Annotated in this window: 11 protein-coding genes and 1 tRNA gene; 4 read left to right on the forward strand and 8 right to left on the reverse strand. The window is 66.3% G+C overall.

What is annotated here, in order from left to right; genetic code table 11:
- Nucleotides 1-595: 595 nt before the first annotated feature.
- The 3 genes from IQ292_RS06310 to lon all read right to left on the reverse strand — a co-directional run bounded on the left by IQ292_RS06310 (nucleotide 596) and on the right by lon (nucleotide 3,541).
- Nucleotides 596-670 (reverse strand) — tRNA-Val (locus tag IQ292_RS06310).
- A gap of 64 nt (nucleotides 671-734) precedes the next feature.
- On the reverse strand, nucleotides 735-1,007 hold the full coding sequence (locus IQ292_RS06315) for an HU family DNA-binding protein (protein WP_203309477.1): 273 nt from the start codon (nucleotides 1,005-1,007) through the stop codon (nucleotides 735-737).
- 137 nt (nucleotides 1,008-1,144) lie between these two features.
- Nucleotides 1,145-3,541 carry an endopeptidase La gene (lon, locus tag IQ292_RS06320; protein WP_203309478.1) on the reverse strand — a complete coding sequence of 799 codons (2,397 nt, stop codon included), beginning with the start codon at nucleotides 3,539-3,541 and terminating at the stop codon, nucleotides 1,145-1,147.
- A gap of 163 nt (nucleotides 3,542-3,704) precedes the next feature.
- Between lon and IQ292_RS06325 the strand changes: the two genes are divergently transcribed.
- The 4 genes from IQ292_RS06325 to IQ292_RS06340 all read left to right on the forward strand — a co-directional run bounded on the left by IQ292_RS06325 (nucleotide 3,705) and on the right by IQ292_RS06340 (nucleotide 8,113).
- Nucleotides 3,705-5,408, forward strand: a complete 1,704-nt coding sequence (locus IQ292_RS06325) for a M1 family metallopeptidase (RefSeq protein ID WP_203309479.1) — start codon at nucleotides 3,705-3,707, stop codon at nucleotides 5,406-5,408.
- Nucleotides 5,409-5,577: 169 nt separating this feature from the next.
- Nucleotides 5,578-7,296, forward strand: coding sequence for a M1 family metallopeptidase (locus IQ292_RS06330; RefSeq protein WP_203309480.1), 1,719 nt, complete (start codon nucleotides 5,578-5,580; stop codon nucleotides 7,294-7,296).
- Complete coding sequence (locus tag IQ292_RS06335; RefSeq protein ID WP_203309481.1) at nucleotides 7,293-7,535, forward strand: hypothetical protein; 243 nt, start codon at nucleotides 7,293-7,295, stop codon at nucleotides 7,533-7,535. The genes IQ292_RS06330 and IQ292_RS06335 overlap by 4 nt, the downstream gene beginning before the upstream one ends.
- Nucleotides 7,532-8,113 (forward strand): methyltransferase family protein, encoded by a 582-nt coding sequence (locus IQ292_RS06340; protein WP_203309482.1) that lies wholly within the window; start codon nucleotides 7,532-7,534, stop codon nucleotides 8,111-8,113. The genes IQ292_RS06335 and IQ292_RS06340 overlap by 4 nt, the downstream gene beginning before the upstream one ends.
- Before the next feature lie 85 nt (nucleotides 8,114-8,198).
- Here IQ292_RS06340 and IQ292_RS06345 read toward each other — a convergent pair whose 3' ends face one another.
- From IQ292_RS06345 to tig, 5 genes are all read right to left on the reverse strand, one after another.
- Nucleotides 8,199-8,738: a CPBP family intramembrane glutamic endopeptidase gene (locus tag IQ292_RS06345; RefSeq protein WP_238940862.1), complete on the reverse strand. Its 540-nt coding sequence runs from the start codon at nucleotides 8,736-8,738 to the stop codon at nucleotides 8,199-8,201.
- 165 nt (nucleotides 8,739-8,903) lie between these two features.
- Complete coding sequence (gene clpX / locus IQ292_RS06350; RefSeq protein ID WP_203309483.1) at nucleotides 8,904-10,169, reverse strand: ATP-dependent Clp protease ATP-binding subunit ClpX; 1,266 nt, start codon at nucleotides 10,167-10,169, stop codon at nucleotides 8,904-8,906.
- A 133-nt stretch (nucleotides 10,170-10,302) separates the two neighbouring features.
- Nucleotides 10,303-10,992: an ATP-dependent Clp protease proteolytic subunit gene (locus IQ292_RS06355; RefSeq protein WP_238940863.1), complete on the reverse strand. Its 690-nt coding sequence runs from the start codon at nucleotides 10,990-10,992 to the stop codon at nucleotides 10,303-10,305.
- A 55-nt stretch (nucleotides 10,993-11,047) separates the two neighbouring features.
- Nucleotides 11,048-11,980, reverse strand: a complete 933-nt coding sequence (locus IQ292_RS06360) for a glycosyltransferase (RefSeq protein ID WP_203309484.1) — start codon at nucleotides 11,978-11,980, stop codon at nucleotides 11,048-11,050.
- A gap of 309 nt (nucleotides 11,981-12,289) precedes the next feature.
- On the reverse strand, nucleotides 12,290-13,987 hold the full coding sequence (gene tig / locus IQ292_RS06365) for a trigger factor (protein WP_203309485.1): 1,698 nt from the start codon (nucleotides 13,985-13,987) through the stop codon (nucleotides 12,290-12,292).
- Between the last annotated feature and the right edge of the window lie 67 nt (nucleotides 13,988-14,054).

Here is a 14,054-nt window from a genome sequence, read left to right on the forward strand (position 1 = left end):
GAATTGAAAGCTAACCGAGCACCGGACAAGTAGCAAGGCAGTGGGAGCTTGAAATCGTCGGAGTGTGCGCAATCGCAATCACGTAATTGCAAACGACTTTGCGATAGTGGCGCCACGCCCCTCGCGTAAGACGGCAGATACAACGACGAACTGATAGCAGCCGCGAAAGGGCAGTCGGCGATAGCGTTTGCCATAGAGACTGCAGCATTTCCAAAAACCTTGGGCAGTCGCGGGCCACGTCCGACTTGAGAGCGTAGGCTTAAATTTGTGAATTTTTTGGTCGCGCGAGAGGTGGCACGCAAACTGCAAACGGAAGAGGCCTCTCCACGCCCCCCGGCTACCCCCTTTCATTGTTTGACATAATGGTTTTTCGGGCCACTCTGGCCGTCAGCCTTCGACCCCAGGTTGCCAACGACCCTAAAGCGAAAAGTAAGTGACGGGCCAACGGTCGCAATCGAAAGGCCAAAAACCACAGCAGGCCCAGCCCACCCCGTCAGAGGTGAAGACTGAGCCTGTTTCCCTGAACCCCAGTGGGGATACAGAGGGATGTTCCTGGATGGTCATCCTTTCCTAGCCCGTAAGCCTTTGAAAAGGATGGTGGGCGCGACAGGGATTGAACCTGTGACCCCACCCGTGTGAAGGGTGTGCTCTACCGCTGAGCTACGCGCCCGAAAACTGTCGGAGGCGGGCCTTTAGGCGGCGGCACGCCGCCTGTCCAGCCCGAACTTCGTGGATCAGTTGACCGAATCCTTCAGGCCCTTGCCCGCCTTGAACTTCGGCTGGCTCGACGCCTTGATCGTCATCGGCTCGCCGGTGCGCGGATTGCGCCCCGTCGACGCCTTGCGCTTCGAGACGGAAAAGGTGCCGAAGCCGACCAGGCGCACTTCGTCGCCCTTCTTCAGGCTGGCGGAAATCGCGTCGAACACGGCCTCGACCGCCTTGGTCGCGTCGCCCTTGGCAAGGCCGGAAGTGTCCGCGACCGTGGCGATCAGCTCTTGCTTGTTCATGAACGTTTGCCCCCTTTTAAACCATTGAGAATCGTGTCGACAGGCCGAACGTCCAGTAAGGCCGTCCGTACGGTACGAGTCAATGCCCCCGCCGTCCCGGCGCGGGATGGCGGAGGCTGATGACGGAATTGTGACGATCAGTGGTGGCGTTCGACGCCCGTCGACGCAACCCCCGGCGGCGGCAGCGCGGCAAGTTCGTCCGCGTCGGTCCAGTCGATCGCCTCCAGCGGCTCGGTCAGCGCGAGCGCCAGCACCTCGTCGACGTGCTTGACCGGCACGATGGTCAACCCGTCGCGGATGTTCTGCGGGATCTCGGCCAGATCCTTCTCATTCTCCTGCGGGATTAGCACCGTCGTGATGCCGCCGCGCAGCGCCGCGAGCAGCTTTTCCTTCAGCCCGCCGATAGGGAGCACGCGACCACGCAGCGTCACTTCGCCGGTCATCGCCACGTCCTTCTTCACCGCGACGCCGGTCAGCGTCGAGACGATCGAGGTGACGAGGCCGATGCCGGCCGACGGACCGTCCTTCGGCACGGCGCCTTCGGGCAGGTGGATGTGGATGTCCTTCCGGTGGAACAGCGACGGCTTGATGCCATAGCTCGGGCTGCGCGCCTGCACGAAGCTGAAGGCGGCCTGCACCGATTCCTTCATGACGTCGCCCAGCTTGCCAGTCGTCTTCACCTGCCCCTTGCCTGGCACGGTGACGCTTTCGATCGTCAGCAACTCGCCGCCGACCTCGGTCCACGCCAGGCCGGTGACCGCGCCGATCTGGTGCTCCTCCTCGGACAGGCCGTGGCGGAACTTCTGGACGCCCGCGAACTCGTGCAGATTGTCGGGCGTGATCGTCACGCTTTCCGCCTTGCCCTCCAGAATGCGGCGCAACGCCTTGCGCGCGAGCTTGGCGATCTCGCGCTCCAGCGTGCGCACGCCCGCCTCGCGCGTGTACTTCTGGATCAGGGCGCGCAGGCCCGCGTTGGTCAGCGTGAATTCGCCGTCCTTCAGGCCATGCTCGCCGATCACCTTGGGCAGCAGGTGCCGCTCGGCGATCTCCACCTTCTCGTCCTCGGTATAGCCCTCCAGCCGGATGATCTCCATGCGGTCGAGCAGCGGCTGCGGCAGATTGAGCGTGTTCGCGGTGCACACGAACATCACGTCCGACAGGTCGATGTCGATTTCGAGATAATGATCGTTGAACTTCGCGTTCTGTTCCGGATCGAGCACCTCGAGCAGCGCCGATGCCGGATCGCCGCGGAAATCCTGACCAAGCTTGTCGATCTCGTCCAGCAGGAACAACGGGTTGCTCGTCCCCGACTTCTTCAGGTTGGTGACGATCTTGCCCGGCAGCGAACCGATATAGGTGCGCCGGTGGCCGCGGATCTCGGCCTCGTCGCGCACGCCGCCCAGGCTCTGCCGGATGAATTCGCGCCCGGTCGCCTTGGCGATGCTCTTGCCCAGCGAGGTCTTGCCGACGCCCGGCGGCCCGACGAGGCACAGGATCGGCCCCTTCAGCTTGTTCATCCGCGCCTGCACGCCGAGATATTCGACGATCCGGTCCTTGACCTTCTCCAGCGCGTAATGGTCCTCGTTCAGGACTGCCTCCGCCGCGGGAATGTCCTTCTTGATCTTGCTCTTCTTGCCCCACGGCAGGCCGAGCAGCACGTCGAGATAGTTGCGCACGACGGTCGCTTCGGCACTCATCGGCGCCATGGTCTTGAGCTTCTTCAGCTCTGCGGTCGCCTTGGAGCGCGCCTCCTTCGACAGCTTGAGCGTCGCGATCTTCTGCGTCAGCTCGGCGATCTCGTCGCCGTCGCTCTCGTCGTCGCTGTTGCCCAGCTCGCGCTGGATCGCCTTCAACTGTTCGTTGAGGTAATATTCGCGCTGAGTCTTCTCCATCTGGCGCTTGACGCGGCTCTTGATCTTCTTCTCGACCTGCAGGACGCCGAGCTCGCCCTCCATCAGCGCATAGGCCATCTCCAGCCGCTTGGCCGGATCGGTCTCGACCAGCAGCGCCTGCTTGTCGGCGACCTTCACCTGGACATTGGCCATCAGCGCGTCGGACAGCTTCGCCGCCTCGACCAGCTCGCCCAGCTGCACCGCCGTCTCGGGGGGCAGCTTGCGATTGAGCTTGGCGTAATTCTCGAACTGCTCGACGACCGAGCGCATCAGCGCGGTGATCTCCGGTCCTTGCGGTTCGGCATCCTGCATCGGTTCGATCGCGGCGACGAGATGCCCCTCGCCTTCCTCCAGCGTCGTCAGGCGTCCGCGCTGCTTGCCCTCGACCAGCACGCGCACCGTGCCGTCGGGCAGCTTGAGCAGCTGGAGCACGGTGGCGGTGACGCCGACCTCGTACAGGTCCTCGCGCGCCGGATCGTCCTCGGCCGGATCGAGCTGCGCGACGAGGAAAATCTCCTTGTCCGCGGCCATGGCGGCCTCGAGCGCGGACACGCTCTTGTCGCGGCCGACGAAGAGCGGAACGATCATGTGCGGGAAGACGACGATGTCGCGCAGCGGCAGGACGGGATAGATGGTGTGCATGCAAACTCCGCGGCCGCCCGGAACCGGGGGCGGCCTCATGCCACACTATATGGGGAGGCCGCGGCGTCCATCAATCGTTTCGCGGCCAGCTGATCGCGTCATTAGCCCCTTGCCAGCGCCCCGCACGACGTGGAAACCACGTCACTGCAACAAGGGGTATACGATGACGCTTCGCCTGACGCTTGCCGCTGCTCTGTTCCTGTCGGCCAGCGCCTTCGCCGCGGAGCCGGGCAAGCCGCCGATCACCGCCCAGGTCTCCGCCTCCGGCGGCCAGCTCGATCCGGCGCAGAAGAAGCTCAAGTTCGAGTCCGCCGACCTGCAGTTCGAGGTGGATCCGGACCGCGAGGTGCTGAACGGCGTCGCGTCGCTCGTCTTCACGACGCGGGACCGCACCGACAAGGTCGTCATCGATCTCGACAACAATTACACCGTCACCGCGGTGACGGTCGACGGCGTCGACGCGTCCTTCCAGAACCCGCAGGGCCGGATGACGATCAAGCTCGCCAAGAAGGCGGCGAAGGACGCCAAGCTGATCGTCAAGATCACTTATGGCGGTCGTCCCCACACCGCCGTGCGGGCGCCATGGGACGGCGGTTTCGTCTGGGCGAAGACGCCGGGCGGGCAACCCTGGATCGCAACCGCCGTGCAGATGGAAGGGTGCGACCTGTTCTGGCCGTGCATCGACTATCCGACCTACGAGCCGGAGAAGGTGACGCTGCACATCACCGTGCCCAAGGGCCTGAAGGCGCCGTCGAACGGCCGGCTGCTCGGCGTCGATCAGCTGCAGGACGGGCGCACGACCTGGAACTGGGAGGTCGCCCATCCCAACCTCTATGGCATCGCGCTCAACGTCGGGCCGTACGAGGAGATCGCCGGCACCTACAAGAGCCGGTTCGGCGACACGATTCCGATGTTCTACTGGTATCTGCCCGGCGAGACGGAGCAGGCGAAGGGGCTGTTTGCCGAATTCGCCCCCACGCTCGACTTCTACGAAGGCGTGATCGGCCCCTACCCCTGGTACACCGAGAAGGTCGGCGTCGTGGAGACGCCGCACAAGGGCATGGAGCATCAGACGATCAACGCCTACGGCAATGCCTATGCCAAGGCGCCCGAGGGGTTCGACTGGCTGTTCCAGCACGAATTCGGGCACGAATGGTTCGCCAACCAGATGACGGCCGTGAACTGGGACGACTTCTGGCTGCACGAGGGCTTCACCGCCTATATGCAGCCGCTCTACGGCCGCTGGCGCGAAGGCGACGGGCGCTACACCGCGATGATGCTGGCGGCGCGGCCGGGCATCCAGAACAAGTCGCCGCTCGTCACCGGCAAGCCGCAGACCGCCGAGGATGTGTACGAGAAGGCGCCGGGCCGCGGCGGCGACATCTATACGAAGGGCGAGTGGATCCTCCACACGCTGCGCAATGCGATCGGCGACAAGGCGTTTTTCGACGCAGTGAAGCTGCTCGTCTACAACCGCACCGATCCCGCGCCGGGCAATTTCCAGCCCGTGTTCCGCACGACGCCGGACTTCATCCGCTTCGTCAACCAGACGACGGGTCAGGACTGGCAATGGTTCTTCGACGTCTACCTGTACCAGGCCGCGCTGCCCAAGCTCGTCGCCAACCGCAACGCGAGCCAGCTGACGCTGAAATGGCAGACGCCGCTGAACAAGCCCTTCCCGTTGCCGGTCGAGGTGCAGATCGACGATCGCGTCGAGAAGGTGCCGATGACCGGGGGCCTGGCGACGATTACCGTGCCGGAAGGCGCGCATGTCGTGATCGACCCGATGAGCCGCCTGCTCAAGCAGGACGACGCCGTCGACGCCTTCCAGGCGTGGAAGGCGGCGCAGGCGCCGGCAAAGAAATGACAATCACACAATCCTCCCCTGCTTTGCAGGGGAGGGGGACCGCGCCTCGAAGAGGCGTGGTGGAGGGGCAGCCCAACAGAGCGACGTGCTTGGGGCTGCCCCTCCACCACCAGCCTGCGGCTGGCGGTCCCCCTCCCCGCGGAGCGGGGAGGATTTGAGGAGGGAAACCATGAAGACATTGCTCGCCATCTCCGCGCTCGCCCTCGTCGCCGCCGCGCCGGGCCTCCCCAAGAAGGGCGAGCCGCCGATCACCGAGCAGACGCAAAAGTCCGGCGGCGAGCGTCCGCCCGAACAGATGGCGCTGCGTTTCGACACCGCCGACCTGTCGTTCGAGGTGCTGCCGGAGACCGAGACGCTGAATGGCGTCGCGACGCTCGGCTTCACCGCCAAGGCGCCGCTGACCCGGCTGTTGATCGACCTCGACCGAAACCTGCCCGTCACCGCGATCAGCATCGACGGGCAGCCGCTGCCGAAAGCTGCCTGGACCAATCCGGAGGGCCAGCTGGCGATCACCCTGCCCCGCCCGCTCGCCGCCGGCCAGTCGGTGAGCGCTCGGATCGCCTATGGCGGCCAGCCGCATGTCGCGGTGCGCGCCCCCTGGGACGACGGCATGGTCTGGTCGAAGACGCCCGACGGCCGCACCTGGTTCGCGACCACATCGGAAGGCTATGGCTGCGACCTGTTCTGGCCGTGCCTCGACTTTCCGACCGGCGAGCCCGGGGTCGTCGACCTCCACATCACCATCCCCAAGGGGCTGAAGGCGCCGTCGAACGGCAAGCTGATCTCGGTCGACCAGCTCCCCGATGGACGCACCCGGTGGAACTGGCGCACGCGCAATCCCAATACCTACGCCATCGCGCTCAACGTCGGGCCGTATGAGGTGATCGAGGGCAGCTACAAGAGCCGCTTCGGCAACGCGATCCCGATGTTCTACTGGTATCTGCCCGGCGAGAAGGCGCAGGCGCAAAAGCTGTTCGACGAATTCGCCCCGACGCTGGACTTCTTCGAGGCCAATGTCGGGCCCTATCCGTTCGGCGACGAGAAGGTCGGCGTCGTCGAGACCCCGCACAAGGGCATGGAGCATCAGACGATCAACGCCTACGGCAACGACTATGCAAAGGCGATCGAGGGATTCGACTGGCTGTTCCAGCACGAATTCACGCACGAATGGTTCGCCAATCAGCTGACCGCGGCCAATTGGGACGATTACTGGCTGCACGAAGGCTATGGCAGCTACATGCAGCCCGCCTATGGCCTGTGGCGGGAGGGCCGCGCCCGCTATGCCGCCATGCTGCAGGGGCAGCGCGCGACGATCATGAACAAGGTTCCGATCGTCCAGGACCGGGTGCTGACCGAGGAGCAGGTCTACGAAACCGACCACGGCGGCGCGGGCCAGGATATCTACGTCAAGGGATCGTGGATGCTGCACACCTTGCGTGGCCTGATCGGCGACGATGCCTTCTGGAAGGTGACGCGCCTCGCCGTCTATGGTCGCCTCGACCCCCGGCCGGGCAATTTCAAACCGCGTTTCGGCTCCAGCCGCGAATATGAAGGCTTCGTCCGGCAAGTGACGGGCAAGGATTACGGCTGGTTCTTCGACGTCTATCTCCGCCAGGCCAAGCTGCCCGAATTGCTCGAGACGCGCAGCGGCGATGCGGTGACGCTGGCGTGGAACGTGCCCGGCGGTGGCCCCTTCCCCATGCCGGTCGAGGTCGACGTCGCCGGCAAGCTGACCACGCTGCCGATGACGGAAGGCCATGGCACGCTGACCATCCCCGCGGGGACCCATTATGTGGTCGATCCCGATGCGAAGATCCTGCGTCGAAGCGTGGCGGTCGAGGACATGCAGGCCTGGCGCGCCGCCCAGTCCGCGCGGCGCACGCAATGAGCCGGCCCGGCTCGCGCCTGGCGCCGCGCGTCGTCGAGATGGCGGCGATCTTCATGGTCGGCGACGGCCTGATCGGCCTCGTCCAGCCCCGCCGCCACGTCGACCTGTGGAAGGACGAGGCGCTGGGTGCGGAGAAGGTCGTCGCCCCGTTCGTCGACCGGCCCGGCCGCCGCCGGCTCTATGCGCTGGTGCAGGTCGCCGCCGGCCTCGCGCTTGCCGCAAGGCAGCGCCCGCGATGAGCCATTCGACCGGCCTCCCCGCGCTCGCCGTCCTCGCGACGGGGTTCGTCGTCTTCGCCGCGCTCGTCCTCGCCGCGCGCCTCAAGCGCCGCGACGAGGAAGGGGCAAGGCGCGACGGGCGTTCGCTGCTCGGCATAATGGTCCAGGGCATTGCCTTCGCCGTCTGCGGCAGCGGCCCCATCGCCGTGGCGCTCGATCCGTTGGGGTTTCCGTCGCTGGCGCTCGCCGCTGCCACCACCTTGCTGCTCCTCGGCGCTATCGGCCTGTTCGTCTGGGCACGCCGCACGATGGGACGGAACTGGAGCGTCGTCGCGCGGCTGCGGCAGGACCATGCGCTCGTCACCGCCGGTCCGTTCGCCCATGTCCGTCACCCGATCTACGTCGCGATCGCGCTGCTGCTGCTCGCCACCGCCATCGCCCTCGGCCATGTGCCGCGCCTCGTCGTAGCATTACCGCTGTATGCACTCGGCACTTGGCTCCGCATCCGGGTGGAGGAGCGCCTGCTGCTGGCCGCGTTCGGCGACGCCTATCGCGACTATGGGCGCCGGGTGAAGCGCTTCGTCCCCGGCCTGTTCTGACAGGTCAGCCGCACCGAGCGCGCGGCGGGGACCGGCGGCACGGTATCGGCCGCGCCGGCACCAAGAATGTGCGACGCGCGCGGTGCTATCGCCCGAGCACGATCATCGTCGCGGGCGCTGCATTCTGCAGGATATGCACCGCCATCGGCACGCCGACCGCGACCCAGAAGCCGCGCGGCCGCCATGTGGTGTACAATGTCGAGAAGATCAGGAACGGCCACCAGATCACCGCCCCCCACAGCGGCGCCAGCGTGGAATGGAGCAACCCCCACAGGATCGCGCTGGCGATCACCGCCTGCCACGGCCCCAGGAAGCGCCGCAGGATGCCGAGCACGCCCGCCATCAGCAGCGTCTCGGTGATCGGGCTGAACAGCGCGATCATCCCCCACAGCACCACCGGGGGCGCCTCGCCCAGGTCCGGGCCCGCTCCGCCGGGCACCAGCCGGGTGATGACGAAGCCGATCGCGACGCTGCCGGCCAGCGCCAGCACCCAGCCGAGGAGGATGGCGAGCCACGCGCGCCGATCCTCGAACAGCGGCGCAGGCAGCACCTTCAGCGGGCCGCGGCCCGCGCGCCACGCAGAACTTTCGACGATAGGATCTTCGCTCGCCGCCGTTTCCATCATGCCCGCGCCTCCTTGCGAACGTGGCATGGCCGCAGAGGCGTTAATGCCCGATGACGCGGCTGCTATCCTTGGGTCTGGGCACCGCCGCGGCGCCGGCCGCCGGTGCGAACGAAAAAGGGCGCCGCTCACGCGACGCCCCTTCCCTTTTCAGCGGTGCGCTGCGGATCAGGCCGCGGCGCCGTCCTTCTTCTTCTCGGCATAGACGCGGATCGGTTCCTTGCGGCCCTCGACCACGTCCTTGTCGATCATCACCTCGTCGACGCCCTCCATGCCGGGCAGGTCGAACATCGTGTCGAGCAGGATGCCCTCCAGGATCGACCGCAGGCCGCGCGCGCCTGTCTTCCGCTCGATCGCCTTTTTGGCGACCGTGGTCAGCGCATCGTCGGTGAAGTCCAGCTCCACCTGCTCCATCTCGAACAGCTTCTGATACTGTTTGACCAGCGCGTTCTTCGGCTCGGACAGGATCTTGACCAGCGCGGTCACGTCCAGGTCCTCCAGCGTCGCGATCACCGGCAGGCGACCGACGAACTCGGGGATCAGGCCGAACTTCAGCAGATCCTCGGGCTCGGTCTGGCGCAGATACTCGCCCGTCCGCTTCTCTTCCGGCGCGGCGACATAGGCGCCGAAGCCGATCGACTTGCCCTGCAGGCGGTCGCCAATGATCTTCTCGAGCCCCGAGAACGCACCGCCGCAGATGAACAGGATGTTCGTCGTGTCGACCTGCAGGAATTCCTGCTGCGGATGCTTGCGCCCGCCCTGCGGCGGGACGGAGGCGGTGGTGCCTTCCATCAGCTTGAGCAGCGCCTGCTGCACGCCCTCGCCCGACACGTCGCGCGTGATCGACGGATTTTCCGCCTTGCGGCTGATCTTGTCGATCTCGTCGATATAGACGATGCCGCGCTGCGCCCGCTCGACGTTATAATCGGACGCCTGGAGTAGCTTGAGGATGATGTTCTCGACATCCTCGCCGACATAGCCCGCCTCGGTCAGCGTCGTCGCGTCCGCCATCGTGAACGGCACGTCCAGGATGCGCGCGAGCGTCTGCGCGAGCAGGGTCTTGCCGCAGCCGGTCGGCCCGACCAGCAGGATGTTCGACTTGGCGAGTTCGACGTCCGCGCCCTTGGCGCCATGGTTCAGCCGCTTGTAGTGGTTGTGCACCGCCACCGACAGGACGCGCTTCGCCTGCTTCTGGCCGATGACGTAATCGTCCAGCACGTTGCAGATTTCCTGCGGCGACGGCACACCGCCATCCTTCTTGGCGACCAGTGCGGACTTGGTCTCCTCGCGGATGATGTCGTTGCACAGTTCGACGCATTCGTCGCAGATGAACACAGTCGGTCCGGCGATCAGCTTGCGAACCTCGTGCTGCGACTTGCCGCAGAACGAGCAATAGAGGGTGCTCTTCGAGTCGCCACCGCTCAGTTTCGTCATTCAAACTTCCTTGTCGCGGGGGAGATTCCCGCTGGTGAGGCCGGGCATGGTAACCCGGCCGGTACGCAAACCACAACGGTCAAACGTCCCTAACGGCCGCAACCGGGCGGGCGCCCGGCGCGGCATCAGGGCGTTACGCCGCCTGCGCGACCTCGTCGGCCGGCGTCGGGCGCTTGTCGAACACCTCGTCGACCAGCCCGAAATCCTTTGCCTCATGCGCCTCGAGGAACGTGTCGCGATCCATGCGACGCTCGATCTCCTCCAGCGGCTGACCGGTGTACTGGGCGTACAGATCGTTCATCCGCTTGCGGATGCGCAGGATTTCCTTGGCCTGGATCTCGATGTCGGACGCCATGCCCTGCGCGCCGCCCGACGGCTGGTGGATCATGATCCGCGCGTTGGTCAGCGCGATGCGCATGCCGGGCTCGCCGCTGGCAAGCAGGAAGCTGCCCATCGAGGCGGCCTGGCCGATGCAGACCGTGCCGACGCGCGGGCGGATGTACTGCATCGTGTCGTGGATCGCCATGCCCGCCGTGACGACGCCGCCCGGCGAGTTGATGTACATGAAGATGTCCTTCTTCGGGTTCTCGGACTCGAGGAAGAGCAGCTGCGCGGTGATCAGGCTGGCCATGCCGTCCTCGACCCCGCCGGTGACGAAGATGATCCGCTCGCGAAGCAGGCGGCTGAAGATGTCGAACGAGCGCTCGCCGCGGTTCGACTGTTCGATCACGATCGGCACGAGGCCCGCCTGGGTTTGCTGCAAGCCAAGGCCCGCGCGCCCCAGATGGTTCGCGAAATCGCCGGTCTCGAACGGATTGTGCATGGATGTCTCTCTTGTGCCCTAAGGAACGCCAACATCGGCGCTCACGGCGGACAGTTCAAGCCCCGGCGCCTGGCGCCGGCAGGGCCAGATAGGCAAGCCGCCGAACCTCGCGCCGCCCACGCACCACCGTGTCGAGGATCAGCCCGGCAAACCAGCAGAGCGCAGCGACCGTCATCAGCCCGGTGATCAGGATCGCGGTCGGAAAGCGCGGCACCAGCCCGGTCTGCATATAGGTGATCGCCAGCGGAATGCCGAGCGCGACCGCGAGGAGCGCGAGCAACGCCGCGATGAGGCCGAAGAACAGCAGCGGCCGCTCGATCCGGTACAAGGTGACGATCGTTCGCAGGATACGCCAGCCGTCCGAATAGGTGCTGAGCTTCGACGTCGAGCCCTCCGGCCGCGCGAAATAGGGCGTCTCCACCTCCGCCACCGGCATCTTGAGCTCCAGCGCGTGGACGCTGATCTCGGTCTCGATCTCGAACCCGGACGACAGCGATGGGAAGCTCTTGACGAAGCGGCGCGAGAAGACGCGATAGCCCGACAGGATGTCGGTGAAGCTGCGCCCGAACAGCCGCGCGAGCATGCCGGTCAGCAAGGCGTTGCCGAAGCGGTGACCGCGGCGGTAGCTCTCCTGGACCTGGCTGATGCGGCTGCCGACGATCATGTCGGCCTGGTCTTCGATCAGGCGCGCGACCAGCGCCGGCGCGGAGGCCGCGTCATAGGTCGCGTCGCCGTCCGCCATCACATAGACGTCAGCGTCGATGTCCGCGAACATCCGCCGCACGACGTTGCCCTTGCCCTGGATGCGCTCGCGCCGCACCACGGCGCCGGCCGCGCGCGCGACCTCGACGGTGCGGTCGCGGGAATTGTTGTCGTAGACGTAGACGGTCGCGTCCGGCAGCGCGGCTTGGAACCCCGCCACCGTCTGCGCGATCGCGGCTTCCTCGTTGTAGCAGGGCAGCAGGACTGCGATTCGCGGCTGCGTCACTTCACTGCCCCCGTCTTCATGCAAGCGGACAAAAGCCGCGTCCCATTTAGCGTCATTCCCGCGCAGGCGGGAATGCAGAAACGCTGATGGCCCGAACTCCTGTGGGCCGTGCGCGTCTGGATCCCCGCCTCCGCGGGGATGACGTTAGGGGTCGATGCACAAGCCCCAGACATGCGTCATCCCGGCGAATGCCGGGACCCATGGATGCGGAACAACCGAAGAGTTCGCGCCCCCTCGCCATGCGCGTCAGTGGGTCCCGGCATTCGCCGGGACGACGAGCAGGGAGGGAGCAATGCCCCCTCCCCTCGATCAGCCCTCGGCCTTCGGCGCCGCGGCCTTCTTGGCGCGCGGCTTCTTCGCCGGCGCGGCGTCGGCGGCCTCGGTCCCTTCGGCGGCCTCGGCGGCGACCGGCGACGCTTCGGTCACCTGCGTCTCTGCCTCGACCGGCGCGGCAGCCTTCTTGGCGCGCGGCTTCTTGGCGGGTGCGGCCTCGGCCTCCGCTTCCGCCGCCGGAGCCTCGACCGCGCCAGCGTCCTCGCCCTTGGCGGCCGGCTTCTTCGCCGCAGCCTTCTTGGCGGGCTTCGCCTCGTCGCCCTCGGCCTTGGCATCCGCCTTCTTGGCGGACTTGCGCGGCTTGGGATTGTCGTGGTCGTGGCTATGCGTGCCGGTCGCGAAACCGTCCTCGCTCTCGATCGCGGCTTCCAGCTCCTCGCGGGTCGCCTCGCGGTCGCTGATCTCGGCCTTGTCGAACAGGAAGTCGACGACCTTGTCCTCGTACAGCGGCGCACGCAGCTGGGCGGCCGCCATCGGCTCCTGCTGGACATACTGGATGAAGCGCTGGCGATCTTCCGGGCCGTACTGCTGCGCGGCCTGCGCGATCAGGCGATTCATCTCCTGGCTGCTGATCTCGACGCCGTTTGCCTGGCCGATCTCGGACAGCAACAGCCCCAGGCGGACGCGACGCTCGGCGATCTTGCGATAGTCGTCGCGCTCGGCCTCCATCTCGGCCAGCGCCGCCTGCGGATCCTCCTCGTGGCTCGCCTCATGCTCGAGCTGATGCCAGATCTGCTGGAACTCGGCCTCGACCATCGACGGCGGCACTTCGAAATCATGCCCCTCGGCGAGCTGGTCGAGCAGCTTACGCTTCATGTGCGTGCGGGTGAGCCCGTTATGCTCCTGCTCGATCTGACCCTTGATGAGCCCGCGCAGCTGCTCGAGGCTCTCGAGGCCGAGGTTCTTGGCCAGATCCTCGTCGATCTTGCTCTCGCCGGCGGTCTTCACCGACTTGACGGTGATGTCGAACGTCGCGGGCTGCCCCGCGAGGTTCGCCGCGCCATAATCCTCCGGGAAGGTGACGTTCAGCGTCTTTTCCTCGCCGGCCTTCACGCCGACCAGCTGCTCCTCGAAGCCCGGGATCAGGCGGCCCGAGCCGAGCTCGACGCCCATGTCCGTGCCGGTGCCGCCGTCGAAGGCGACGCCGTCGCTGGTCTTGCCGACGAAGTCGACGGTGACCAGGTCACCCATCTCGGCCGCCTTTTCGCCCGCATCGTCCCAGCGCTTGGACTGGTCGGCGAACTTCTGCAGCTGCTCGTCGACCAGCGCGTCGGCGACGGGAACGGTCAGTCGCTCCAGCTTCAGCGCGTCGATCGCCGGCGTCGGCACGGTGGGCAGCACTTCGAGCTCGACCTTGACCTCGGCGTCCTTGCCCGGCGCATAGCCTTCGTTCAGCTCGACCGAGGGCTGCATCGCGGGGCGCAGCCCCTTGTCGGCGATCAGCGCCTGCACGCCCTGCTGGATCGCGCTGTTCAGCGCATCGGCGGCCAGCGCCTCGCCGTGCATCTTGCGCACCAGGTTCGCCGGCACCTTGCCGGGGCGGAAGCCGGGCATGCGCACCTGCGGGGCGACGCGCTTGACCTCGGCGTCGACCTTGGCGTCGATGTCCTTGGCGGTGATGGTCAGCGTGTAGGCGCGCTTCAGCCCCTCGTTCAACGTCTCGACAGTCTGCATCTTGGGCCTTCGATCTGGAGAAAATGCCTGAAATCTTCTGAGGCTTCCGGTCCCGCCACTGGCGGCG

Source organism: Sphingomonas beigongshangi (assembly GCF_016820445.1).
Classification (GTDB): domain Bacteria; phylum Pseudomonadota; class Alphaproteobacteria; order Sphingomonadales; family Sphingomonadaceae; genus Sphingomonas; species Sphingomonas beigongshangi.